Origin of the sequence: Nocardioides sp. YIM 152588, assembly GCF_040191335.1 — a bacterium.
Lineage (GTDB): Bacteria > Actinomycetota > Actinomycetes > Propionibacteriales > Nocardioidaceae > Nocardioides.
The window spans coordinates 134,762-157,810 of the sequence record NZ_JBEGDJ010000001.1; the positions used below are offsets into that span (position 1 = coordinate 134,762).

A 23,049-nucleotide genomic window follows, 5' to 3' on the forward strand; every position below is an offset into this window, starting at 1 on the left:
GTCACTCCGAGGCGATGGCCGCCAGCACGTTGAGCCGCGCCGCGCGGATCGCGGGGATCACCGCGGCGAGCACGCCCACGACGATCGAGATCCCGAGGAACACCGCCAGGCTCCCGAGCGGCAGCCCGAGGCTGGTGAGGTCGTCCTTCAGCGACTCGCGCAGCAGCACGCCGATCAGCACGCCCAGCACCATGCCCAGCACGGCGCCCAGGATCGCGATGGCCACCGACTCCAGGGTGATCATCCGGCGCAGGCGGGCCCGGCTCATCCCGATCGCGCGGAGGAGGCCGATCTCGCGGGTCCGTTCGATCACGGAGAGGCCGAGCGTGTTCACGATCCCGATCACGGCGATGACGATCGCGAGCGCCAGCAGGCCGTAGATCATGTAGAGCAGCTGGTTGACCTGGCCGCGGATGGAGTCGGAGAACTCCTCCTTGTCGTTGACGGCGACGATCGGCGTCGACTTGGCCGCCTCGTCGAGGGCATCGCCGACGGTGGTCGGGTCCGCGCCCGGCGCGAGGGTGATCGAGAGGTTGGTGTCCTGCCGCGGGATGTCGACCGTGGCCAGGAGGTCGAGGGGGACGCTGATCTCGGCGGTGGCCACGGATGTCTCCGCGATGCCGACGACCGTGAGGTCGAGGCCCTTGCCGGCGAGGAAGCTCAGCATGAGCTGCGAGCCGACGCCGAGGTCGTGGTCGGCCGCGAAGTCCTCGGTGATCACGGCCTCGTTCCCGCTCACCTGCTGCGTGCCCTCCAGCATCGTCAGCTCGTAGATCTCGTCGAAGGCGCTGTCGTTGCCGGCGACGAGCACGGTGTCCTCGCCCAGCTGGGCCGCGGTCCACTGCTGTCGGCTCACCAGGTCGACGCCGTCCACCTCGGCGAGTCGGTCGCCGACGTCGGTGGAGAAGGGCAGGAAGTTCGAGCTCTGGACCAGGTAGTCCGAGGTGAACTCCTCGTCGACCAGGTCGTCGACGGAGGCGTTCAGCGAGGCGGCGAGGACCCCGATCGTGGAGACCAGGGCGAGACCGATCATCAGGGCCGACGCGGTCGCCCCGGTACGGCGCGGGTCGCGCAGCGCGTTCTCGCCCGCGAGCCGGCCGGTGGTGCCGAAGACGGCGCCGAACAGGCTGCGGCAGAGCGCCAGGACCGGATGCCCGACCACCGAGGCGATCGCGGCGACGGTGAGGATCCAGATCACCGCCGCGACGCCGATCCACAGTGCGTCCGGGCCGGGGCCCCCGACGACGCCCAGCACGGCCGCGCCGGCCCCCAGCGCCAGCAGCAGTCCGCCGATGATCGTCCGGCGGCGCAGGGAGCCGCGCTCGGGCGTGGAGTCCAGGCGCATCGCGGCGACGGGCGCCACCTTGCCGGCGCGTCGTGCCGGCAGGTAGGCGGCGACCAGGGTGACCCCGATGCCGACCGCATAGCTGACCAGGATCGCCTGGCCGCCGAGGGTGAGGGCGTCGCTGGCGATGTCGAGGCCGGCGGCGCGGAAGATCGCCGCCAGGCCCCGGGACAGCAGCCAGCCCAGGCCGATGCCGATCGTCGACGCGACGATCGCGAGCACGACGGCCTCGAGCAGCACCGACGTGGTGACCTGCCGTCTGGCCGCTCCGAGCGCCCGCAGCAGCGCCAGCTCGCGGCTGCGCTGCGCGACGAGGATCGTGAACGTGTTGACGATGATGAACCCGCCGACGATCACGGCGATGATCGCGAAGACCAGGAGGAACGTGGAGATGATGTCGAGGAACTGCCCGATGGCCTGTTGCGACTCGTCGGCGACCTGGTCGCCGGTGACGGCCTCCCAGCCCCCGGGGACCACGGTGTCGGCCGCGGCGACCAGCTCCTCCTGAGTGACGCCCTCGGCGGCGGTGAGCGTGATCTGGTTGTACTCGTCGCGGCCCTCCAGGAAGAGGTCCTGGGCTCCCTGGGTGCTGAACACCATCAGGGTCGCGCCCGCCGTACCGCCGCCGTTGAACTCGCCGGTGCCGACCAGCGTGGCGCTGCGCTCCGGCTCCCCGAAGGGCGCGAGCAGCAGGACCTCGTCGCCCAGCGCGTAGTCGCCGTTCTCAGCGGCGGCGTCGTCGAGCAGGATCTCGCCCGGTGCGTCGGGCCACCGGCCGCTGGTCAGCTCCATCGGGGACTCGCCGGCCATGTTGGGCGCGCCGTTGAAGTTGAACGCCAGGGTCGGGGCTCCGGTGCCGCCGACCAGCGTCCCGTCGGACGCGAGCAGGCTCATGCCGATCCCGACCACGTCGCCGTCGGCCCGCTCGATCTCCGGCAGCGCCGCCAGCTCGCGCGCCACCGCGGGCGTCAGCGTCTCGGTGGTCTGGGCCGGCGTGGCCTGGAACGAGTCGGACTCCGCCGGACGGACGACGCCGTCGGGCGTGGAGCCGTTGATGATCCCGTCGAAGGTGCTGGACAGGCCGTTGCTGAAGACGAGCACGCCGGAGAGGAACGCGACGCCGAGCACGATGGCCAGGCCGCTCATCACCAGCCGGACCTTGCGGGCCAGCAGGTTGCGCAGGGTCAGCTTGATCACGCCGGGCCGCCTCAGGCCTCGGCGCGGCGCGCTGCGGCGACGTCCTGGAGCCGGGTCATGTGCTCGAGGATCTGCTCGCGCTCCGGGTCGTGGAGCTCGTCGACGACGCGACCGTCGGCGAGGAAGACCACGCTGTCGCAGTACGACGCGGCGACGGGGTCGTGGGTGACCATCACGACGGTCTGGCCGAAGTCGTCGACGCTGCGCCGCAGGAACGAGAGCACCTCGGCGCCCGACGTGCTGTCCAGGTTGCCGGTCGGCTCGTCGGCGAAGACGATCGACGGCTTGCTGACCAGCGCCCGCGCGCAGGCGACCCGCTGCTGCTGGCCGCCGGACATCTCGCTGGGACGGTGCCCGAGCCGGTCCCGCAGCCCCACCGCGTCGATCACGGTGTCGAACCACTCCTGGTCGGGCTTCTGGCCGGCCAGGTTGAGCGGCAGGAGGATGTTCTCCTTCGCGGTCAGCGTGGGGACCAGGTTGAACGCCTGGAAGACGAAGCCGATCCGCTCGCGCCGCAGCGTGGTCAGCGCCTTGTCCTTGAGGCGGCCCAGGTCGACGCCGTCGACCTCGACGTCGCCCGAGGTCGGTGCGTCCAGCGCGGCCATGCAGTGCATCAGGGTCGACTTGCCGGAGCCCGAGGGCCCCATGATCGCGGTGAACCGGCCCGCCGCGAGGTCGAGGGTGACGCCGTCGAGGGCGTGCACGGCGGAGTCGCCGGAACCGTAGGTCTTGCGCAGGTCCACCGCGCGGGCGGCCGGGGCATCGGTGGCGGTGCTGGGGGCAGGCGAGGACGCCGGAGCACTGGTCATGGCACCAGCCTGCCCGAACGGGCCGACACCTGCCATCGGGATCGACCCTGAGGCGCCCTCAGGGTAGGTCCCGGGTGGCCCGCCCGCACCGCGAACCTGCGACGGATGCGTCGCGGGCCTGTGCCAGAGTGTCGCCATGGCACAGCCGCGGTACGTCGGCGCGATCGACCAGGGCACGACCAGCACCCGTTTCATGGTCTTCGACCACGGTGGCCGGGTCGTGGCCCACCACCAGCTCGAGCACCAGCAGATCCTCCCGCGCGCGGGCTGGGTCGAGCACAACCCGGTCGAGATCTGGGAGCGGACCTCCTCGGTGGTCCAGACCGCGCTCGGTCAGGCCGGCCTCTCGCACGAGGACCTCGCGGCGATCGGGATCACCAACCAGCGCGAGACGACGATCGTCTGGGACCGCCGGACGGGCCGTCCGCTGCACAACGCGATCGTCTGGCAGGACACCCGCACCGACGCGATCGCGGCGGCGCTGGAGCGGGACGGCAACGGCGACCTGATCCGGGAGCGCGCGGGCCTGCCGCCGGCGCCGTACTTCGCCGGCGGCAAGCTGCGATGGCTGCTGGAGAACGTCGACGGCCTGCGGGAGAAGGCGGAGTCCGGAGACGCGCTGTTCGGCACCCCCGACACCTGGATCCTGTGGAACCTGACCGGCGGCGTCGAGGGCGGTGTGCACGTCACCGACGTCACCAACGCCAGCCGGACGATGCTGATGGACCTCGAGACGCTCGACTGGGACGCCGAGCTGCTCGACCTCTTCGGCGTCCCGCGGGTGATGCTGCCGGAGATCCGGGAGTCGTCCGCGACGGAGCCCTACGGCCACACGCGGACCAGCGGCCCGTTCCGCGGCGAGGTCCCGATCACGGGCATCCTCGGCGACCAGCAGGCCGCGACGGTCGGGCAGGTCTGCTTCGCGCCGGGGGAGGCGAAGAACACCTACGGCACCGGCAACTTCATGCTGCTCAACACCGGCACCGAGATCGTCCGGTCCCGGTCCGGCCTGCTGACGACGCCGGCGTACAAGTTCGGCGACGAGGACTGCGTCTACGCCCTGGAGGGGTCGATCGCGGTCACCGGGTCCGCGGTCCAGTGGCTGCGCGACCAGCTCGGCATCATCAGCGGAGCCGCCGAGTCGGAGGCGCTGGCCCGCCAGGTCGAGGACAACGGCGGCGTCTACTTCGTGCCCGCGTTCTCCGGCCTCTTCGCGCCCTACTGGCGCTCCGACGCCCGCGGCGCGATCGTCGGGCTCTCCCGGTTCAACACCAACGCCCACCTGGCGCGGGCCACGCTGGAGGCGATCTGCTACCAGTCCCGCGACGTCGTCGAGGCGATGAGCGCCGACTCCGGAGTCGCCCTGGAGGTGCTCAAGGTGGACGGTGGCGTGACCCTCAACAGCCTCTGCATGCAGATCCAGGCGGACGTGCTGGGCGTGCCCGTGAGCCGACCCGAGGTGCCGGAGACCACCGCGCTGGGAGCCGCCTACGCGGCGGGGCTCTCGGTGGGTTACTGGGGATCGACCGATGAGCTGCGCCAGAATTGGCGCGAGGACACCCGCTGGGAGCCGCAATGGGGCGACGAGCGGCGGGCAGCCGGCTACGCGCAGTGGAAGAAGGCCGTCGAGCGGACGCTCGACTGGGTCGAGGTCTGAGCGCTCGCCCGGCCCCGCCCGGTAGCCCCACCCCGCAGCAGCACGACGCCGTACCCAGCCGCCGTACCCAGCCGTCGGAACCAGTCGCCACAGGGAGACACCCATGCAACCCGCGTCACTCTCGCCCCGCGCCCGTTCGGCCGCCCTCCGGCGGATGGCCTCCACGCAGCTCGACGTGCTGGTGATCGGCGGAGGCGTCGTCGGTGGCGGTGCGGCGCTCGACGCCGCGACCCGCGGGCTGTCGGTCGGGCTGGTCGAGGCGCGTGACTTCGCCTCCGGCACGTCGAGCCGCAGCTCCAAGCTGGTCCACGGGGGCCTGCGGTACCTGGAGATGCTCGACTTCCGGCTGGTCGCCGAGGCGCTCAAGGAGCGCGGACTGCTGATGCAGCGGCTCGCGCCGCACCTCGTCCGGCCCGTGCCGTTCCTCTACCCGCTCACCGGCCGCGGCTGGGAGCGCTGGTACGCCGGCGCCGGCGTCGCCCTCTACGACGCCATGTCCCGGTTCAGCGGCTACGGCGACACCACGCCGCTGCACCGGCACCTCACGCGGCACGGGGCGCGCAAGGCGTTTCCGTCGCTCCGCAAGGACGCGCTGGTCGGGGCGATCCGCTACTACGACGCCCAGGTGGACGACGCGCGGCACACCATGTTCCTCGCCCGCACCGCGGCCACCTACGGCGCCGCCGTCGCCTCCCGCACCCGCGTCCTCGGACTGGTCAAGGAGAGCGAGCGGGTGGTCGGCGCCGAGGTGATCGACCTCGAGACCGGTCGCCGGTTCACCATCCGCGCCTCCCAGGTCATCAACGCCACCGGCGTGTGGACCGACGAGACGCAGGCCATGGCCCGCGAGCGGGCCCAGTTCCACGTCCGGTCCAGCAAGGGCATCCACCTCGTCGTGCCGCGGGACCGGATCCGCGGCGAGACCGGCCTGATCCTGCGGACCGAGAAGTCCGTGCTCTTCGTGATCCCCTGGAAGCGGCACTGGATCATCGGCACCACCGACACCGACTGGGAGCTCTCCAAGGACCACCCGGCGGCCAGCTCGCGCGACATCGACTACCTGCTCGACCGGGTCAACGACGTGCTGGAGGTGCCACTGAGCCGCGACGACGTCGAGGGCGTGTACGCCGGCCTGCGGCCGCTGCTGGCGGGGGAGAGCGACGCGACGTCGAAGCTCTCGCGGGAGCACGCCGTGGCGCACGGTGTCCCCGGACTCGTGGTGGTGGCCGGCGGCAAGTACACGACCTACCGGGTGATGGCCGCCGACGCCGTCGACGAGGCCGTGCACGGGCTGGAGTCGGTGCAGGGCCGGACGGTCGGCGCGTGCGTGACCGAGAACGTCCCGCTCGTGGGCGCCGACGGCTACCAGGCGCTCTGGAACCAGCGCCGGCAGCTGGCCCGCAACTCGGGGCTCGCGGTGAACCGGGTCGAGCACCTGCTGGAGCGCTACGGGTCCCTGGTGCTGGAGGTGCTCGACATCGTGGCCGCCGAGCCGGTCCTGGGCGAGCCGCTGACCGGTGCCGAGGACTACCTGGCGGTCGAGGCCGTGTACGCCGTGACCCACGAGGGGGCACGGCACCTCGACGACATCCTGACCCGGCGGACCCGGATCTCGTTCGAGACCTTCGACCGCGGCGTCGCCGCCGCCCCCTACGTCGCGGAGCTGGTGCGCGGGCACCTCGGCTGGGACGCCGACCAGACCGCCCGCGAGGTCGAGCACTACGTCAAGCGCGTCGAGGCCGAGCGCGAGAGCCAGCGCCAGCCCGACGACCACACCGCCGATGCCGCCCGCAAGGGTGCGCCAGACGTCGTGCCCGTCACCCAGGTGGCCGCGGTCGAGTAGCGGGGCCGCCGGGGTCGGCGGAGCCGCTCGCTAGATTCGGGGCGTGGACCTCCAGCTGCACGACCGCGTCCTGATCGTCACCGGTGGCACCCGCGGCCTGGGCCGCGCCACCGCCGAGGCCCTGGTGGGCGAGGGTGCCCGGGTGCTGCTCACGGGGCGCTCGCCCGAGGCCGTCGAGGCCGCCGTCGTCGACCTCGCCCCCGCGGCGCAGGACGCGGGCGGTGCTGTGCTGGGCGTGGCCGCCGACAACGCCGACCCCGCGACGCCGTCGCGCCTCCTGGAGGCGGCCCGCGACGAGTGGGGCCGCGTCGACGGCGCGCTGATCAGCGTCGGCGGGCCGCCCGCCGGACCGGCCACGAGGATGACCGACCAGCAGTGGACCGAGGCGTTCTCCAGCGTCTTCCTCGGTGGCGTGCGGCTGGCCCGCGAGATCGGCACCGCGCTGCCCGCCGGCGGAGCGCTGGCGATGGTGCTCTCGACCAGCGTCCGCCAGCCCGTGCCCGGGCTCGCGATCTCGAACGGTCTGCGCCCGGGCCTGGCCATGGTCGCGAAGACGCTCGCGGACGAGCTCGGGCCTGCCGGCGTACGGGTCAACGCGCTGCTGCCAGGACGGATCGGCACCGACCGGGTCGCCGAGCTGGACGCGGCCACCGGCGACGCCGAGGCGTCGAAGGCGGCAGCGGTGGCCCAGATCCCGCTCGGCCGCTACGGGCGGCCGGAGGAGTTCGGCCGGGTCGCGGCGTTCCTGCTCTCGCCGGCCGCGTCGTTCCTGTCGGGCGTCGCGCTGCCGGTGGACGGTGGGATGACCCGGGCGCTCTGAGCGCGCGCCTCCTGCTGGGCGCGCAGGCCCGGGGGAACGTCGTCGCGGGGCGCCCGCGAGAACGGCCCGCCGCGACGCTGCGGCCGGCGCTCGCCGCGACGTCCGTGGCGCCGCTCGTCCCAGGCGAGGTAGGCGAACCCGCCCGCGGCCAGGACGCCGAAGAACCACCACTGCAGCCCGTAGAAGAAGTGCGGGCCGTTGCCGAGGTCGGGCAGCTCGGCCGCCTCCAGCGGCTCGGCGGGCTCGGGGTCCTCCGAGCGGAGGTCGATGAAGCCGCCGTACACGGTCCGGTCCAGCGCGTCGCCGATCTGGACGCTCGAGATGGCCCGGGCCGAGTTGTCGTCGACCCGGGTGCTGTCGCCGGTGCCGTCGGCGCGGACCCACCCGGTGATCGTCACCTCGCCGGTCGGCGGCGCGGGGATCTCGGTGGGGGAGATCCGCGGGTCGTCGGTGCCGAACCAGCCGCGGTCGACCAACAGCGCCGTGCCGTCCTCCGTCACCAGGGGGACCACCGCGTCGACGCCGGGGAGACCGCGGTCGTCGGTGCGGTAGCGGATCACCACGGTGTCGGCGGTGTCGTAGACGCCCGTCGCGGTGATCACCCGCCACTCGTCCTCGGCGGCCACCGGTTCGTCGGCGGCGAGCACGTCGTCGACCGGCGCGGGGTCCTGCGTCTCGTTCGCGCGGATGATCTGGTTGCGCTCCTTGCGGTCGTCGAGACGGCCGAACTGCCACTCGCCGAGCCACCAGGTCGCGGCGCCCACGAGCACGATGGTGAGGAAGAAGAGGACCCAGCGTCGGCTCAGCAGGAACCGCCAGGACCCGAGCCAGGCCACGATCTTCACGGGCCAACGGTAGACGGCGTGCCTATGCTGGCCGCATGCAGGTGTTGCCCTTGGTCGACCGGTTCGGTCGGGTCGCGACCGATCTGCGGGTCTCGCTCACCGATCGCTGCAACTTGCGGTGCTCGTACTGCATGCCGCCCGAGGGTCTGGACTGGATGCCGAACGAGGACCAGCTCACCGACGACGAGGTGGTCCGGCTGATCGGCGTCGCCGTCACCCGGCTCGGCGTGCGGGAGGTCCGTTTCACCGGCGGCGAGCCGCTGGTACGCCGCGGCCTGGTCGACATCGTGCGGCAGACCCACGCGATCGATCCGGGCGTCGAGCTGTCGCTGACCACGAACGCGCTGGGGCTGGCCCGGACCGCGGAGGCGCTGGCCGAGGCGGGCCTGGACCGGGTCAACGTCAGCCTCGACTCGGTGCGCGAGGACACCTTCACCACCATCACCCGCCGCGACCGGCTGCACGACGTCATCGACGGACTGGCCGCCGCGGACGCCGCCGGGCTGGGGCCGGTCAAGGTGAACGCCGTGCTGCTGCGCGGCATCAACGACGACCAGGCGCCCGAGCTGCTGCGCTGGTGCCTGGACCGTGGCTACCAGCTCCGGTTCATCGAGCAGATGCCGCTCGACGCCCAGCACGGCTGGTCGCGGTCCACGATGGTCACCGCCGAGGAGACCCTGGAGCGCCTGGAGGCCGCGTTCACGCTGGCGCCCGCCAAGGAGCCGCGGGGGAGCGCCCCCGCCGAGCTGTTCACCGTGGACGGCGGCCCGGCCACGGTCGGGGTCATCGCCTCGGTCAGCCGCCCGTTCTGCGGCGACTGCGACCGGGTGCGCCTCACCGCCGACGGTCAGGTCCGCAACTGCCTCTTCGCCCGCACCGAGTCCGACCTGCGCAGCCCGCTGCGCGCCGGCGCCACCGACGCCGACCTCGCCGAGCGCTGGCTCGCCGCGGTCCGCCCCAAGGCACCCGGCCACGGCATCGACGACCCCACCTTCCTCCAGCCGGACCGCCCCATGTCCGCCATCGGCGGCTGACACCCCCCACACCGCGAGTTGGGGGAAACCGACGGCCGAGTTGGGGGAAACCGACCGTCGAGTTGGGGGAAACCAACCGTCGAGTTGGGTGATCGCGTCACCCCGTCACCATCGCCGGTTGGTGTACGACGGCCCCAGGGCCGCGCGGACCTCGCCCAGCCATCGCCTGAGACTCGCCTCCGAGAAGTCGCCAAGCCGAATGACGACGACCGTCCACCCGAGTTCCGCGAGGTGCTCTCGACGATCCTGGTCCCGCTGACGCTGGGCAGGCGAGGCATGCGCTTCCTTGCCGTCGTACTCGATCGCGACCTTGGCCCGGACGTACGCCAGGTCCAGCCGGTACACCTGAGCACCGTCGATCTCGACCCAGTACTGCGGAAGCGGCCGCGGTAGTCCGGCGTCGGCGATGGCGAGGAGGGTCCAGGCCTCCCGCGCTGACTCGATGCGGGGGTCGACGAGCGGCGCAAGCGCGCGACACTGGATCACGCCCCGGCGTCCGCGAAACCGCGGCAGCTCGGTGACGAGGTGGTGCGCGTGGAGGCCGTGGAGCCGAGCGAGGGCGCACATCGCGGCATAGGCCTCCCTCCGCCGCAGGTGACAGCCGAGGTCCAACGCGGTCCTCAGCGGGGTGGTGGTGAGAACCCCGAACACATCGACGACGTCCGAGGGCAGGAGGTCGCGAGTGCGACCGCGGGCTTCGCTCCGCTCCGTGGGGTGGTGGCCGCGCAGCGCGCACGTCTCGACAGGCGGCAGCAGGTCGTGCTCCGCGTAGGTCAGCGCATCGACACCGTGCAGCCACGCAGCGGTGCGGTCGACGGCCACGTGGTGCGGCGAGGCGGCGAGCGCGACGACCTGGGCGCGGAGCTCCACGCTGTCTGCGAGGTCGGTGCGCACGTAGACGCCCCGCGCCTTGCGGCAGACCTGGCCCTGCGCGGCGGCGCGCTGGAGCTGTCGTTCGGTGATGCCGAGCAGTGCGGCGTCCCGGAGGAGAAACGGATGGTGGGGGAGATCGGGAAGGTTCATGCCACCGCACGCTCCGGCACTGCCCGACGATCCGGTGAGCGGTCGCCACCGCCTGGGGACGCCCGGCGCCGGATCCACCGCGCTCGACCGCACAACCGGCCCACTGTGGTGCGGAGGTGATGTCGCTACGCCGAGACTCGACGGTCGCTCATCCCCGATTCGGGTGTCGCTTTCCCCCAACTCGCGGGGTGGGTCTCAGGGGGCGGCGGTGTGCGGGACGGTGTCCTTGAGGAACTGGCGGGCGCCGAGGAAGGCCTCGAGCGACTCGCGGTGGTCGTCGCAGGCGAGCCAGATCTTGCGGCGGTCGGGCGTGTGGATCTTGGGGTTGTTCCACTGCAGCTGCCATGTGGCCGCCGCCCGGCACCCCTTGGCCGAGCAGAGGTCAGGATCCACCGGGGCCACCCAGCTGGCGCTGTGCCGAGCCGCCGTCGGGCAGCGGCAGGGAGTCGTCGCGGCTGTCGTTGGCGTTGGCCATCACGACGGCGACGTAGGGGAGGACGACCGCGAGCACGATCAGGAACGGCCACAGCCAGGTGATGCCGGCGACGCCGGCGAAGGCGGCGCCGATGAAGCAGAGCGACCGCACCGTCATCCAGAAGATGTACTTGCGCTGGCGCCGTGCGAGATCGGCCCGGGGGTCGCTGCCGGCCGTGGTGATCCGGATCGGTCCGGCGCCTGCTGTCGCCACGTCGACCAGCCTATAGGCTCGCCTCATGTCGAACCGCACCTACCGTGTCACCGAGATCGTCGGCACCTCTCCCGAGGGCATCGACCAGGCGATCCACAACGCCATCGAGCGCGCCAGCCAGACGCTGCGCCACCTCGACTGGTTCGAGGTCACGCAGGTGCGCGGCCAGATCAAGGACGGCCAGGTCGAGCACTTCCAGGTGGGGATGAAGGTCGGCTTCCGCCTCGAGGACGAGTGACGCCACCCGGGGCCGCGCTGGCGGACCTTGTGGGAACCCTACAAAGAACGTCACCGATCTTGGGGTCCCGGGGCAGCGAGGAGCGTCAGGGGCGACCACTAGCGTCGAGTACGTGAACCAGCCCCGATCGGTCCTCGTCACCGGCGGCAACCGCGGCATCGGCCGCGCGATCGCCGAGGCCTTCCTCGCCCAGGGCGACAAGGTCGCCGTCACCACCCGCAACGGGGGCGCGCCCGAGGGCGCGCTGGAGCTCAAGGCGGACGTCACCGACCCAGCGTCGGTCGACGCGGCCTTCGCGGAGGCGGAGGCCGCGCACGGGCCGGTGGAGGTGCTCGTCGCCAACGCCGGCATCACCGCCGACACCCTCCTCCTGCGGATGACGGACGACGACTGGTCGTCGGTGATCGACACCAACCTCACCGGCTCCTACAACGTGGTCAAGCGTGCCGCCAAGGGCATGCTGCGGCTCAAGCGCGGCCGGATCATCTTCATCTCCAGCGTCGTGGGCCTGCTGGGCTCGCCGGGCCAGGTCAACTACGCCGCCTCGAAGGCCGGCCTGGTCGGCATGGCCCGCTCGCTGGCGCGCGAGCTCGGGTCGCGCAACATCACCGCCAACGTGGTCGCGCCGGGCTTCGTGAACACCGACATGACCGCCGTGCTCAGCGACGAGCAGAAGGCGGAGATCAAGAACCAGGTCCCGCTCGGTCGGTACGCCGACCCGGCGGAGATCGCCGGCGCAGTCACCTGGCTCGCCGGAGATGCAGCTGCATACGTCACCGGGGCTGTGATCCCGGTCGACGGTGGACTCGGAATGGGGCACTGACACACACATGGGAATCCTCGACGGCAAGACGGTCCTGGTCGCCGGCGTCACGCTCGACACCTCGATCGGCTTCGCGGTGGCGAAGTTCGCGCAGGAGCAGGGCGCGACGGTGCTGATCTCCAACTTCGGCCAGGCTCTGCGGATCACCCGCCGGATCGCGAAGCGGCTCCCCGAGCTGCCGCCCGTGCTCGAGCTCGACGTCACCGACGAGGAGCACCTCGCCGGGCTGGCCGACCAGGTCCGCGAGCACCTCGGCCCCGACGCGACGCTCGACGGTGTCGTGCACTCGATCGCCTACGGCAACCCCGAGACGCTGCTCGGCGGCAAGTTCCTGACCGGCCCGTGGCCGGACGTCGCCCAGGCCGTCCAGGTGTCGGCGTACTCGTTGAAGTCGCTGGCGATGGCCTGCAAGCCGCTGATGTCCGAGGGCGGCAGCGTCGTCGGCCTCACCTTCGACGCCTCGGTGGCGTGGCCCGTCTACGACTGGATGGGCGTGGCCAAGGCGGCCCTGGAGTCGACCTCCCGCTACCTCGCCCGCGACCTCGGTCCGGACGGCATCCGCGTCAACCTGGTCTCGGCGGGCCCGCTCAAGACCCTCGCCGCGAAGGCGATCCCGGGCTTCGAGGAGCTCGACTCGATGTGGGAGCAGAACTCCCCGCTCGGCTGGGACAACGGCGACCAGGAGCCGACCGCCCGCGCGGTCTGCGCCCTGCTGTCCGACCTGTTCCCCGCGACGACCGGCGAGATCGTCCACGTGGACGGCGGCTTCCACGCGATGGGTGCCTGACCCAGCACGTACTGCTGGCGTCTGACTGTCAGACGGTGCCGACTCGCGCCCGTCTCGGGGCGACGAGCACGGTCATCAGCGCCCAGATGCCCGCCACGATCGCGATCTCCGCGACGACGTACCAGGGCCACGGCCCGAGCAGGTCCAACGCGGAGCCGGAGGCGGGCTTCTCGCTCAGGTAGCCGTAGTTGGTCTCGGCGACGGCGTTGAAGGCCGACGCCGCCGCCACCCAGGCGAGCGTGAGCGCGATGGTGGCGCCGTACTCGCGCCACCCGGGCGCCAGCCCGAGACCGAGGGCGAGGTACGCCGCCGCCCACACGACGAGCAGGTGGAGCATCCAGAACGCGAAGTACCGCAGCTCGGGGAACTCCTCGCCGAGGGAGGGCGTGACCACCGCCTGCACCGTGAGCAGGCTCCAGTAGAAGGTCAGCGCCACGGCGATGCGGTGGTGGGTCCACAGGGCCACCGCTGCCACCATCCAGGCGAGGTCGCTCAGGTGGAACGGGAGCGAGACGCCCACCTCGAAGCGGGTGAGCACGTCGACGACCTGGAACGGCACCGTCGCGGCCGCCACCGCCACCGCCCAGGCGCGGTCCAGCGTGCCGGGAGCGTCCGTCCCGCGGCGCCGGCGGCCGACCGCGACCACGCCCACGAGGCCGACGGCGAAGACCGCCAGCGGCACCAGGTGCGTCACGCCGTACGGCGTCATCGCGGCAGTCTCGCACGGCGTCCCGCGCGCTGCCCTAGGCTCGGCACGTGCCCTCGCGCGTCCTGGTCCTCATCCGCCATGCGAAGGCCGAGGCGTTCGCTGCCACCGACCACGCCCGGCCGCTGGCGCAGCGCGGCCACGACGACGCCAACGACGCAGGACGCTGGCTCGACGAGACGGGGATCGTCCCGGACGTCGCCTACGTCTCGACCGCCCAGCGGACGGTCGAGACCTGGGAGGACGTCGCAGGTGCGGCCGACTGGACGCTGGAGCCCGCCCTCGACCACAGCCTCTACGGGGCCGACGAGGGCGGCGTGATGGAGCTGCTGCGCGCCACCGAGGACGAGACCGGCACCGTGGTGGTGATCGGCCACAACCCGACGATGGCGGTGGTCGCGCAGCTGCTCGACGACGGCGACGGTGAGGCGTCCGGCGAGCTCTCCGGGGGCTTCCCGACCTCCGCCGTGGCGGTCTTCGACCTGCACGGCCCGTGGGCCGAGATCGACCCGATGTCGGCCCGGCTGCGGTCCTTCCACGTCGGTCGCGGCTGACCCCCGGCCGGACCGGAGCGACCGGCCGGCGCGGGATCAGAAGGCGTCGAGCGGCGGGGCCGGCGTGACGATGCCCGCCGCGGCGTCCGCGGCCTCGATCTCCTCGCGGGTGATCCCGAGCAGGTACATGATCGCGTCCAGGTAGGGCACGTTGAGCGACGTGTCGGCGGCGTCGCGCACCACCGGGCGGGCGTTGTAGGCGATCCCCAGACCCGCGGCGGCGAGCATGTCCAGGTCGTTGGCGCCGTCACCGATGGCGATGGTGGCGGCCTCGGGCACCCCGAGCTCACCGGCGAACTCCCGCAGCGCGTGGGCCTTCCCGGCGCGGTCCACGATGTCGCCGACGACCCGGCCCGTGAGCCGACCGTCGACGACCTCAAGCGTGTTCGCCCGGGCACGGTGGATGCCGAGGTCCGCCGCGAGCCGGTCGGTGATCTGGCTGAACCCGCCCGACACGATCGCGAACCGGTAGCCGAGGCGGCGCAGCGTGCGGACGAGCGTCCGGGCCCCGGGGTTGATCACGATCTGCTCGTAGACCTCGTCCAGGATCGTGGCGTCGAGCCCCTCGAGCAGCGCCACCCGCGCGCGGAGCGACTCGGCGAAGTCGAGCTCGCCGCGCATCGCCCGCTCGGTGACCTCGGCGACCTCGGCGCCGTGTCCGGCGTGCTCCGCGAGCATCTCGATGACCTCGCCCTGGATCAGCGTGGAGTCGACGTCCATCACGATCAGGCGCACGCCGTGGCGCAGGATCGACGCCGGTTGCACGGCGACGTCGAAGTCGCTGCCGGCCGCCTCGGCAGCGAGCACCGCGCGCAGCCGGTCGGGGTCGGCCCCGGAGACGTCGAGCTCGATCGCGGTGACCGGGTAGCGGGCCATCCGCTCGATCCGGTCGATGTTGCCGCCGGCGTCGGCGATCCGGCCGGCGACCGCGGCCATCGCGCCGGCCCGCAGCGGCGCGCCGATGACGGTGACGTGGGAGCGCCCCTCGCGCCGGCTCTCGCTGTCGCCGGAGCCCTTCTCGACCTCGACCACCATGCCGAGATCGGCCATCGCCGCGCTGAGGGTCGCCCGCAGCTTGGCGGTGTCCCGCGGCGCGGAGACCAGTACGCCGAGCAGCAGCCGCCCGCGGAGCACGATCTGCTCCAGGTCGACGACGGTGACACCGGCGCGGGCCAGGGTGTCGAAGACCGCCGAGGTGACGCCGGGGCGGTCGGTCCCGGTGACCGTGATCAGCAGCGTCTCGCCGGCTGCAGGGTGAGCGTTCATCGACGAGGAGGCTATCGGGGTGGCCAGCCGTCGGGGGAGCAGGCCGCCGTCAGCGCCCGCCGCACGGCGCGGTCGAGGGGCGCGAGCAGCTCGCGGCGCCGGGCGATCTCCGCCAGCCCGAGCGCGCCACCCTCGCTCTCCAGCGCCAGGTCGAGGACCGCCCGCAGGTGCAGCGCCCGACCGGCGAGCGCGCGGCACCGGTCCGGCGTGCCCGGCGGCGCGGGCAGCGGCTCCTCGGCCCGCAGGTCGTGCAGCTCGTCGGCGACCTCGGGGCTCCACGAGGCCACGTCGAGGGCGGCCAGGCCGTTCGCGGCGTCGAGCAGCGCGGCCCGCAGCTCCCGGTCCGCCTCCCCGAGGTCGGGCGGGGGGCGCCGGTCCGCGGGGTGCGCGGCCCACTCGACGGCGCGCCCGACCGCCCGCGGCACCAGGGCCTCGGAGGCGCCCAGCAGGGGGGCGGCCTCCCCGGCGTCGACGGCGGCCGCGGTCAACCCGCGGGGGCCGCGCAGGCCGACCGGGTCCCCGGCCGCCGGGAAGGCGGCGCCGACGGCCGTGGCACCGCGGTCGCGCGCGGTGGCCAGGAAGGGCACCAGCCCGACCGACTCCGCGCCCGAGCCGACCACGACGTGGGCCACGTCGGTGCCGACGACGGCGTCCAGGAGGTCGTCCGGGCCGAGGTCGCCGCGCAGCCAGGCGGTACCCCACCAGGCCAGCCTGGCGGCGTACGGGAGAAGGTCGGTCGAGGGGTTCACGAGTCGATGACGATAGCCCGGGGCGGGCCGTTAGGGTTGCGGCCATGCCCGCAGTTCTCGAACTCGCCGAAGTCTCCGTACGGCGCGGCCGTGCGACGCTCCTGGACCGCGTGACCTGGGTGGTCCAGGACGGCGAGCGCTGGGTCGTGCTCGGCCCGAACGGCGCCGGCAAGACGACGTTGTTGCAGGTCGCGAGCGCCCAGGTGCACCCGACCGACGGCGCCGTCGGGATCCTCGGGGAGCTGCTGGGCACGGTCGACGTCTTCGAGCTGCGTCCGCGGATCGGCGTCACCAGCGCCGCGCTGGGCGAGCGCATCCCGCGCGAGGAGAAGGTGCGCGACGTGGTGATGTCGGCGTCGTACGCGGTCCTGGGCCGCTGGCGCGAGCAGTACGACGACATGGACGTCAAGCGCGCCGACGACCTGATGCAGGAGCTCGGCGTCACCAAGATGGCCGACCGGACGTTCGGGACCCTCTCGGAGGGGGAGCGCAAGCGGGTGCTGATCGCGCGGGCGCTGATGACCGACCCCGAGCTGCTGCTGCTCGACGAGCCCGCCGCCGGCCTCGACCTGGGCGGGCGGGAGGACCTGGTCTCGACGCTGTCGGTGCTCGCCTACGACCCCGACTCGCCGGCCACGGTCCTGGTCTCGCACCACGTCGAGGAGATCCCGCCGGGATTCACGCACGTGCTGATGCTGCGCGACGGCGCGGTGGTCGACGCGGGCCCGATCGACACCACGCTCAACGCGACCTCGCTCTCCGCGACCTTCGGCATGCCGCTGGTCGTCGAGCAGCACGACGGCCGCTGGTCCGCGCGCCGGCGCCGCCGCGCTTGATCCACCGGGCACGGTTACCTGCAAAATCCCCGGGCTTCCTCAGGGCGCACCGATAGGGTCGAGTCATGGACTGGTGGGGCGAGAACCTGTGGGCGGCCTGGCTCGGATCGGCCGGGTTGCTCTTCATCGCCGAGATGTTCTCCCTTGACCTGTTCCTGGCGATGCTCGCGGTCGGCGCTCTCGCCGGCATGGGGACCTCGTTCCTCACCGACTCCTTCGCGCTCCAGGCGGTCGTGGCCTCGTTGGTGTCGATCGCCATGCTCGCCGTGGTGCGCCCCTCGCTGGCCAAGCGGCTGCACGGTGGCCCCGAGATCGCGCTCGGCAACGACCGGCTGGTCGGGCTGCCCGCGGTCGTCACGGAGTCGATCACCGCGCTCCACCCCGGCCGGGTCCGCCTCGACGGCGAGATCTGGACCGCCTCGGCCGACGCCCCCCTCGAGGTCGGCGAGCACGTCGAGGTCGTGAAGATCCAGGGCGCCACGGCCCACGTCCGCGCTCGCTCGCTCCCCAACGCGCATGATGAGAAGGAGATCCCGTGATCGTCCCGTGGGTGCTGCTCGCACTCCTGTTCCTGTTCGTGATCGTGGTGCTGAACAAGACCGTCCAGGTCATCCCGCAGGCCACCGCGGGCGTCGTCGAGCGGTTCGGCAAGTACAAGCAGACGCTGCCGGCGGGCCTGTCCTTCGTCGTGCCGTTCATCGACAACGTGCAGCACAAGATCGACCTGCGCGAGCAGGTGGTGAGCTTCCCGCCGCAGCCGGTGATCACCGAGGACAACCTGTCGGTCGACATCGACACCGTCATCTACTTCCGGGTCACCGACCCGGTCTCCGCGACGTACGAGATCGCGAACTACATCTCCGCGATCGAGCAGCTCACGATGACCACGCTCCGGAACATCATCGGTGGCATGGACCTCGAGCAGACGCTGACCAGCCGCGACCAGATCAACTCGGGGCTCCGCGGCGTGCTCGACGAGGCCACCGGCAAGTGGGGCATCCGGGTGAACCGGGTGGAGATCAAGAGCATCGACCCGCCGGTCTCGATCAAGGACGCGATGGAGAAGCAGATGCGCGCCGATCGTGACAAGCGGGCGCTCATCCTGACCGCCGAGGGCCAGCGGCAGTCCGCGATCCTCACCGCGGAGGGCAACAAGCAGTCCGCGATCCTGAGCGCGGAGGGTGACCGCGAGTCGGCCATCCTGCGGGCGCAGGCGGACCGCGAGGCGTCGATCCTGCGCGCCCAGGGTGAGGGTCAGGCGATCCAGACGGTCTTCCAGGCGATCCACGACGGCCAGGCCGACCAGTCGCTGCTGGCCTACCAGTACCTCCAGATGCTGCCCAAGATCGCCGACGGCGACGCGAACAAGCTCTGGATCATCCCCAGCGAGATCGGCGAGGCGCTCAAGGGTCTCGGCTCGACGATCACGAACCTGCCGGGCATCCCGCAGGAGGTCGAGGGACCGCGCACCCGCGTCGACATGGGCCCCAGCGAGGCACTGCTGCGCAAGGAGAGCGACGCCGAGGTGAGCGAGGCCCAGGCCGCGGTCGAGGCGGCCATCCAGGCGGCCGAGATCGCCGCGCAGCCCGGGAAGAGGACGGACGCCTCGACCGGCCAGACCGACGAGGCCGACGTACAGGGCGACCAGCCGGACGGTCCGGACACGCCCGGTAGGTGAGCCCGCTCGAGGCGGTCGCGGTCCTGCTCGCCGGGGTCGCGGCCGGGACGATCAACGCCGTCGTGGGCTCGGGGACGCTGATCACGTTCCCGACGCTCCTCGCGCTCGGCGTACCGCCGCTGACCGCCAACGTCTCCAACAGCCTGGGTCTGGTCCCCGGCTCGGTGGCCGGAGCGGTCGGGTACCGGCGCGAGCTGGCGGGCCAGCGCACGCGGATGCGGCGGCTGCTGCTGGTCTCCGCGCCGGCGGGCGCCTTGGGGGCGCTGCTGCTGCTCGTGCTCCCGGCGGGCGCGTTCGAGGCGGTCGTGCCGTTCCTGATCGCGCTCGGGATCGTGCTCGTGATCGTCCAGCCGCGGTTGTCCGCGTGGGTGGCCGCGCGCGAGCGGGCGCGCGGCCGCGACGGTGGGGACGGGGCGTGGTGGCTGCCGTTCGCCGCCTTCGCCTCGGGCGTGTACGGCGGCTACTTCGGCGCCGCGCAGGGCGTGATCCTGATGGCGGTCCTGGGCATCGGCATCTCCGACGCCCTGCAGCGGCTGAACGCGCTGAAGAACGTCCTGGTCGCGGTGGTCAACGGGATCGCCGGGATCCTCTTCGTGGTCGTCGCCGGCCTCGACCTGTTCGGCACGCAGGCCGAGGTCGACTGGCTGCTGGTGCTGCTGATCGGCGTGGGCGCCGTGATCGGCGGCTTCCTCGGGGCGGCGGTGGGTCGCCGACTGCCTCCCCTGCTGCTTCGCGCGACCATCGTGGTCGTCGGCACGGCAGCGCTCGTCGTCCTGCTGACCTGATGAACCCCGTCTGCCGAGTTGGGGGTTGACGACGTTCGAGTTGCGGCTTCGCGACCGCCCGGGGTCGTCAACCCGGGACTCGGGTGTCGTCAACCCGGGACTCGGGTGTCGGCAACCCCCAACTCGCGCTACAGGACGTAGGCGCCGAGCCAGCGGTCGATCTCGTCGTAGGCGCGCTCGCGGGCGGCCTTGCGGGACAGTACGACGTCGTGGATCGCGCCGGGCACGGCCGCGTAGGTGACGTGCTTGCCGACCGCGACGGACCACTGCCGGATGTGGCGGACGTCGAGCACGATGTCGGTGCGGTGGACGTCCTCGTTCATGGCGGTGGGCCAGGAGGAGCGGTCCGAGGAGAGCACCAGGACCGGTGCGGGCACCTTGAGGCCCGCCTGCAGCCGGGCGTGGCCCTGGCGGATCGCGCGCAGCCAGCCCAGGCGCACCGGGAACGAGCCCAGCGGCTTCCAGTCGAGGTCGAAGTCCCACTCGCCGCCGTGGTCGCGGTGCAGGCTGCGTCCGTAGAACCCGGAGACGTCGCGGGTCAGCTCGCGCATCGGGCGCGCCCGGCCGAGGTGGTCGAGGGCGAAGCCGGCGAGCCAGGTGCGCAGCAGCGCCGGGCCCTGGAGGTCGAGCCAGGGCGAGTTGAGCAGCAGGCCGGCGAGCTCGGGCGGCCGCCGGGAGTCGGCCCACAGGGCGACGACGAGGCCGCCGGTGGAGTGGCCCGCCAGGACGACCTTCCGGTGCCCGTCGCGCGCGGTGACGCGCTCCCAGGCGGCGTCGAGCTCCTCGAAGTACACCTCGAGGTCGTCGACGTAGGTCGGCGACTGGTGCGGCCGGATCGAGCGCCCGTACTTGCGCAGGTCGAGCGCGTACATGTCGTGGTCGCGCTCGAGCCACCACTCGCCGTACTCGGTGTGGAAGAAGTAGTCGGTGAAGCCGTGCACGTGCAGCAGCGCGCGGTCCGTGGTGGTGGCCGTGTGCCGGCTGACCAGCGTGGCGACGACCTCGCCCTCCACGTCGGGCGCGAGCGGGAGCGTCTCGGCGGTCCACGGCTCGCCGAGGACGTCGGGCAGGCCGAGCGGGGTCGCGGAGCTGTCGCTGGTCACGCCCGTCAGTCTGCCGCACGCCCGCGACGCGGCGGCAACACAAGTCGGAAACAATCGCCGCCTACGCTCCGCGAGCGTGAGGTACCAGCACTCCCTGCACGGACGGACGTACGCCTTCGACGGCCTGGTCGACGTCCTGGCCAAGGCCACGCCCGCGCGCTCGGGCGACGTCCTGGCCGGCTGCGCCGCGACCAGCGACGCCGAGCGCGCGGCGGCGCGCTGGGTCCTGGCCGACCTGCCGCTGACCACGTTCCTGAACGAGCACGTCGTGCCCCCGGAGACCGACGACGTCACCCGGCTGATCCTGGACAGCCACGACGCCGAGGCGTTCGCGCCGGTGAGCCACCTGACGGTCGGCGGCCTGCGCGAGTGGCTGCTGACCACGGCCGCCGAGGACGACGCCGGTGCCGCCCTGGCCGCGGTCTCGCCGGGGCTGACCCCGGAGATGGTGGCGGCGGTGTCGAAGCTGATGCGCAACCAGGACCTGATCGCGGTCGGCGCGGCGACCGAGGTGACCGTCGGCTTCCGGTCGACGCTCGGCCTGCCGGGCCGGCTCTCCACGCGCCTCCAGCCGAACCACCCCACCGACGACCCGGCCGGGATCGCGGCCGGCATCCTGGACGGGCTGCTGCTCGGCTGCGGCGACGCCGTGATCGGCATCAACCCCGCCTCCGACGACCCGGCCACGGTGGCCCGGCTGCTGCACCTGATCGACGAGGTGCGCGAGCGGTACCGGATCCCGACGCAGTCCTGCGTGCTCACGCACGTGACCACGACGATCGACCTGGTCGCGCAGGGACATCCGGTGGACCTCGTCTTCCAGTCGATCGCGGGCACCCAGGGCGCCAACGCCGGATTCGGCGTCGAGCTCCCGATGCTCGCGGAGGCGCACGAGGCGGCGACCGCGCTGGGGCGCGGAACGGTCGGCGACAACGTCATGTACTTCGAGACCGGCCAGGGCTCGGCGCTCTCCGCCGACGCCCACCTGGGCACCGACGGTCGGCCGGTCGACCAGCAGACCCTGGAGACCCGCGCGTACGCCGTCGCGCGGGCGTTCGACCCGCTGCTGGTCAACACGGTGGTCGGCTTCATCGGCCCGGAGTACCTCTACGACGGCAAGCAGATCATCCGGGCCGGGTTGGAGGACCACTTCTGCGGCAAGCTGCTCGGCCTGCCGATGGGCGTCGACGTCTGCTACACCAACCACGCCGAGGCCGACCAGGACGACATGGACACGCTGCTGACCGTGCTCGGCGTGGCCGGCTGCACCTTCGTGATCGCGGTGCCGGGGGCCGACGACGTGATGCTCGGGTACCAGTCGACGTCCTTCCACGACGCCCTGGCGGCGCGGAAGGTGCTCGGGAAGCGGGCGGCGCCGGAGTTCGAGGAGTGGCTGGCCGACCTCGGCATGCTGGACGCCGGAGGCGGGGTCCGCCCGGTCGACCCCGCGACGAGCCCCCTGCGGGCGCTGGCATGAGCGCCGGCGACTTCTGGGCGGACCTGCGGGTCGCCACGCCGGCCCGGATCGGGCTGGGTCGGGCGGGCAACGCCCTGACCACCCGGGCGGTGCTCGAGGCGGGTGCGGCCCACGCGCTGGCGCGCGACGCGGTGCACCGGCCGGTCGACCTGCCCGCGCTCACCGCGGCGCTGGGCGGCCTGGGGCTCGGTGAGGCGCGGGTGGTCGGCTCCGCCGCGCCGGACCGGGCGACGTACCTGACGAGGCCGGACCTGGGCCGGGTGCCGGCCGCGCCGCTGACGGAGCTCGCTCCCGCGGCCGGGGCGGAGGCCGACCTCGCCGTCGTGGTCGCCGACGGGCTGTCGTCCGCGGCCGTGGAGGCGCACGCGGCGCCGCTGCTCGGCGCGCTGCTGCCCCTGCTGGACGCGCCGACCGGCGTGGCCGCGCCGGTCGTCGCGACGCAGGCGCGGGTGGCGTTCGGCGATCACGTGGGCCTGGCCCTGCGCGCGCGGCTGTGCCTGGTGCTGATCGGGGAGCGTCCGGGGCTCTCGGCCAGCGACAGCCTGGGTGCCTACCTGACCTGGGACCCGCGTCCCGGCGTCCTGGACTCCGCGCGCAACTGCGTCTCCAACATCCGGCCGCCGCACGGCCTGGACTACGACACCGCGGCGCGGACGATCGCGTCGCTGATCGTCGGCGCCCGGGCGCTGGGCGGCACCGGTGTGCGGCTCAAGGCCGGCGCCCACGAGCTGTCCTAGTTCCTGATCCATGGGTCAGTAAAAGCCCGATCCGTCGCGCGGATTTCGC

General features: G+C 72.8%; 24 protein-coding genes. 14 read left to right on the forward strand and 10 right to left on the reverse strand.

Annotated elements, in window-relative coordinates; genetic code table 11:
- Position 1: 1 nt before the first annotated feature.
- On the reverse strand, positions 2–2,542 hold the full coding sequence (locus ABLM29_RS00705; protein ID WP_349711456.1) for an ABC transporter permease: 2,541 nt from the start codon (positions 2,540–2,542) through the stop codon (positions 2–4).
- 11 nt (positions 2,543–2,553) lie between these two features.
- A complete protein-coding gene (locus ABLM29_RS00710) occupies positions 2,554–3,351 on the reverse strand; it encodes an ABC transporter ATP-binding protein (protein WP_349711458.1) in 798 nt (265 codons plus the stop codon).
- Between the two features lie 136 nt (positions 3,352–3,487).
- Between ABLM29_RS00710 and glpK the strand changes: the two genes are divergently transcribed.
- The 3 genes from glpK to ABLM29_RS00725 all read left to right on the forward strand — a co-directional run bounded on the left by glpK (position 3,488) and on the right by ABLM29_RS00725 (position 7,671).
- A complete protein-coding gene (gene glpK / locus ABLM29_RS00715; protein WP_349711460.1) occupies positions 3,488–5,008 on the forward strand; it encodes a glycerol kinase GlpK in 1,521 nt (506 codons plus the stop codon).
- A gap of 103 nt (positions 5,009–5,111) precedes the next feature.
- On the forward strand, positions 5,112–6,851 hold the full coding sequence (locus tag ABLM29_RS00720) for a glycerol-3-phosphate dehydrogenase/oxidase (RefSeq protein ID WP_502889129.1): 1,740 nt from the start codon (positions 5,112–5,114) through the stop codon (positions 6,849–6,851).
- A 43-nt stretch (positions 6,852–6,894) separates the two neighbouring features.
- Positions 6,895–7,671, forward strand: coding sequence for an SDR family oxidoreductase (locus tag ABLM29_RS00725; protein ID WP_349711464.1), 777 nt, complete (start codon positions 6,895–6,897; stop codon positions 7,669–7,671).
- Here ABLM29_RS00725 and ABLM29_RS00730 read toward each other — a convergent pair.
- A complete protein-coding gene (locus tag ABLM29_RS00730; RefSeq protein ID WP_349711466.1) occupies positions 7,557–8,516 on the reverse strand; it encodes an SURF1 family cytochrome oxidase biogenesis protein in 960 nt (319 codons plus the stop codon). The genes ABLM29_RS00725 and ABLM29_RS00730 overlap by 115 nt on opposite strands.
- Positions 8,517–8,551: 35 nt before the next feature.
- Between ABLM29_RS00730 and moaA the strand changes: the two genes are divergently transcribed.
- On the forward strand, positions 8,552–9,550 hold the full coding sequence (gene moaA / locus ABLM29_RS00735) for a GTP 3',8-cyclase MoaA (RefSeq protein ID WP_349711468.1): 999 nt from the start codon (positions 8,552–8,554) through the stop codon (positions 9,548–9,550).
- 105 nt (positions 9,551–9,655) lie between these two features.
- Here moaA and ABLM29_RS00740 read toward each other — a convergent pair whose 3' ends face one another.
- The 3 genes from ABLM29_RS00740 to ABLM29_RS00750 form a co-directional block, all read right to left on the reverse strand.
- Complete coding sequence (locus tag ABLM29_RS00740; protein ID WP_349711470.1) at positions 9,656–10,573, reverse strand: type IV toxin-antitoxin system AbiEi family antitoxin; 918 nt, start codon at positions 10,571–10,573, stop codon at positions 9,656–9,658.
- A gap of 195 nt (positions 10,574–10,768) precedes the next feature.
- Positions 10,769–10,966 carry an acetone carboxylase gene (locus ABLM29_RS00745; RefSeq protein ID WP_349711472.1) on the reverse strand — a complete coding sequence of 66 codons (198 nt, stop codon included), beginning with the start codon at positions 10,964–10,966 and terminating at the stop codon, positions 10,769–10,771.
- On the reverse strand, positions 10,956–11,261 hold the full coding sequence (locus ABLM29_RS00750) for a DUF3099 domain-containing protein (protein WP_349711474.1): 306 nt from the start codon (positions 11,259–11,261) through the stop codon (positions 10,956–10,958). The genes ABLM29_RS00745 and ABLM29_RS00750 overlap by 11 nt, the downstream gene beginning before the upstream one ends.
- A gap of 25 nt (positions 11,262–11,286) precedes the next feature.
- Here ABLM29_RS00750 and ABLM29_RS00755 point away from each other — a divergent pair, with 25 nt between their 5' ends.
- From ABLM29_RS00755 to fabI, 3 genes are all read left to right on the forward strand, one after another.
- Positions 11,287–11,499 carry a dodecin gene (locus tag ABLM29_RS00755; RefSeq protein WP_349711476.1) on the forward strand — a complete coding sequence of 71 codons (213 nt, stop codon included), beginning with the start codon at positions 11,287–11,289 and terminating at the stop codon, positions 11,497–11,499.
- 112 nt (positions 11,500–11,611) lie between these two features.
- Positions 11,612–12,322: a 3-oxoacyl-ACP reductase FabG gene (gene fabG, locus ABLM29_RS00760; protein ID WP_349711478.1), complete on the forward strand. Its 711-nt coding sequence runs from the start codon at positions 11,612–11,614 to the stop codon at positions 12,320–12,322.
- A 7-nt stretch (positions 12,323–12,329) separates the two neighbouring features.
- Complete coding sequence (fabI, locus tag ABLM29_RS00765; protein ID WP_349711480.1) at positions 12,330–13,109, forward strand: enoyl-ACP reductase FabI; 780 nt, start codon at positions 12,330–12,332, stop codon at positions 13,107–13,109.
- 28 nt (positions 13,110–13,137) lie between these two features.
- Here fabI and ABLM29_RS00770 read toward each other — a convergent pair whose 3' ends face one another.
- Positions 13,138–13,818, reverse strand: a complete 681-nt coding sequence (locus tag ABLM29_RS00770; RefSeq protein ID WP_349711482.1) for a YwaF family protein — start codon at positions 13,816–13,818, stop codon at positions 13,138–13,140.
- A gap of 47 nt (positions 13,819–13,865) precedes the next feature.
- Here ABLM29_RS00770 and ABLM29_RS00775 point away from each other — a divergent pair, with 47 nt between their 5' ends.
- Entirely contained in the window at positions 13,866–14,369 is a 504-nt protein-coding gene (locus ABLM29_RS00775) for a SixA phosphatase family protein (protein WP_349711484.1), read from the forward strand.
- Between the two features lie 36 nt (positions 14,370–14,405).
- Here the strand turns inward: ABLM29_RS00775 and serB are convergent, their stop codons facing one another.
- Complete coding sequence (gene serB / locus ABLM29_RS00780; protein WP_349711486.1) at positions 14,406–15,635, reverse strand: phosphoserine phosphatase SerB; 1,230 nt, start codon at positions 15,633–15,635, stop codon at positions 14,406–14,408.
- An 11-nt stretch (positions 15,636–15,646) separates the two neighbouring features.
- The gene (locus tag ABLM29_RS00785; protein WP_349711489.1) at positions 15,647–16,384 is read right to left on the reverse strand and encodes an Rv1486c family protein; all 738 of its coding nucleotides are present in this window, start codon (positions 16,382–16,384) and stop codon (positions 15,647–15,649) included.
- A gap of 44 nt (positions 16,385–16,428) precedes the next feature.
- On the opposite strand from ABLM29_RS00785, the gene ABLM29_RS00790 reads away from it, so the two are divergent.
- The 4 genes from ABLM29_RS00790 to ABLM29_RS00805 all read left to right on the forward strand — a co-directional run bounded on the left by ABLM29_RS00790 (position 16,429) and on the right by ABLM29_RS00805 (position 19,683).
- The gene (locus ABLM29_RS00790; protein ID WP_349711491.1) at positions 16,429–17,220 is read left to right on the forward strand and encodes an ABC transporter ATP-binding protein; all 792 of its coding nucleotides are present in this window, start codon (positions 16,429–16,431) and stop codon (positions 17,218–17,220) included.
- A 65-nt stretch (positions 17,221–17,285) separates the two neighbouring features.
- The gene (locus ABLM29_RS00795) at positions 17,286–17,759 is read left to right on the forward strand and encodes an NfeD family protein (protein ID WP_349711493.1); all 474 of its coding nucleotides are present in this window, start codon (positions 17,286–17,288) and stop codon (positions 17,757–17,759) included.
- A complete protein-coding gene (locus ABLM29_RS00800) occupies positions 17,756–18,898 on the forward strand; it encodes an SPFH domain-containing protein (protein ID WP_349711495.1) in 1,143 nt (380 codons plus the stop codon). Before ABLM29_RS00795 ends, ABLM29_RS00800 begins: the two co-directional genes overlap by 4 nt.
- Positions 18,895–19,683, forward strand: coding sequence for a sulfite exporter TauE/SafE family protein (locus ABLM29_RS00805; protein WP_349711497.1), 789 nt, complete (start codon positions 18,895–18,897; stop codon positions 19,681–19,683). Before ABLM29_RS00800 ends, ABLM29_RS00805 begins: the two co-directional genes overlap by 4 nt.
- Positions 19,684–19,811: 128 nt before the next feature.
- Here the strand turns inward: ABLM29_RS00805 and ABLM29_RS00810 are convergent, their stop codons facing one another.
- Positions 19,812–20,786 carry an alpha/beta hydrolase gene (locus ABLM29_RS00810; RefSeq protein ID WP_349711500.1) on the reverse strand — a complete coding sequence of 325 codons (975 nt, stop codon included), beginning with the start codon at positions 20,784–20,786 and terminating at the stop codon, positions 19,812–19,814.
- 76 nt (positions 20,787–20,862) lie between these two features.
- Between ABLM29_RS00810 and ABLM29_RS00815 the strand changes: the two genes are divergently transcribed.
- Positions 20,863–22,263: an ethanolamine ammonia-lyase subunit EutB gene (locus tag ABLM29_RS00815; protein ID WP_349711502.1), complete on the forward strand. Its 1,401-nt coding sequence runs from the start codon at positions 20,863–20,865 to the stop codon at positions 22,261–22,263.
- Positions 22,260–23,000: an ethanolamine ammonia-lyase subunit EutC gene (eutC, locus tag ABLM29_RS00820; protein ID WP_349711504.1), complete on the forward strand. Its 741-nt coding sequence runs from the start codon at positions 22,260–22,262 to the stop codon at positions 22,998–23,000. The genes ABLM29_RS00815 and eutC overlap by 4 nt, the downstream gene beginning before the upstream one ends.
- Positions 23,001–23,049 lie beyond the last annotated feature (49 nt).

Bases quoted from the DNA above. Each gene is read 5' to 3' on its own strand.
- ABLM29_RS00710 (WP_349711458.1), bottom strand. From the start codon at position 3,351: ATGACCAGTGCTCCGGCGTCCTCGCCTGCCCCCAGCACCGCCACCGAT.
- glpK (WP_349711460.1), top strand. From the start codon at position 3,488: ATGGCACAGCCGCGGTACGTCGGCGCGATCGACCAGGGCACGACCAGC.
- ABLM29_RS00720 (WP_502889129.1), top strand. From the start codon at position 5,112: ATGCAACCCGCGTCACTCTCGCCCCGCGCCCGTTCGGCCGCCCTCCGG.
- moaA (WP_349711468.1), top strand. From the start codon at position 8,552: ATGCAGGTGTTGCCCTTGGTCGACCGGTTCGGTCGGGTCGCGACCGAT.
- ABLM29_RS00740 (WP_349711470.1), bottom strand. From the start codon at position 10,573: ATGAACCTTCCCGATCTCCCCCACCATCCGTTTCTCCTCCGGGACGCC.
- ABLM29_RS00755 (WP_349711476.1), top strand. From the start codon at position 11,287: ATGTCGAACCGCACCTACCGTGTCACCGAGATCGTCGGCACCTCTCCC.
- fabI (WP_349711480.1), top strand. From the start codon at position 12,330: ATGGGAATCCTCGACGGCAAGACGGTCCTGGTCGCCGGCGTCACGCTC.
- ABLM29_RS00770 (WP_349711482.1), bottom strand. From the start codon at position 13,818: ATGACGCCGTACGGCGTGACGCACCTGGTGCCGCTGGCGGTCTTCGCC.
- serB (WP_349711486.1), bottom strand. From the start codon at position 15,635: ATGAACGCTCACCCTGCAGCCGGCGAGACGCTGCTGATCACGGTCACC.
- ABLM29_RS00790 (WP_349711491.1), top strand. From the start codon at position 16,429: ATGCCCGCAGTTCTCGAACTCGCCGAAGTCTCCGTACGGCGCGGCCGT.
- ABLM29_RS00795 (WP_349711493.1), top strand. From the start codon at position 17,286: ATGGACTGGTGGGGCGAGAACCTGTGGGCGGCCTGGCTCGGATCGGCC.
- eutC (WP_349711504.1), top strand. From the start codon at position 22,260: ATGAGCGCCGGCGACTTCTGGGCGGACCTGCGGGTCGCCACGCCGGCC.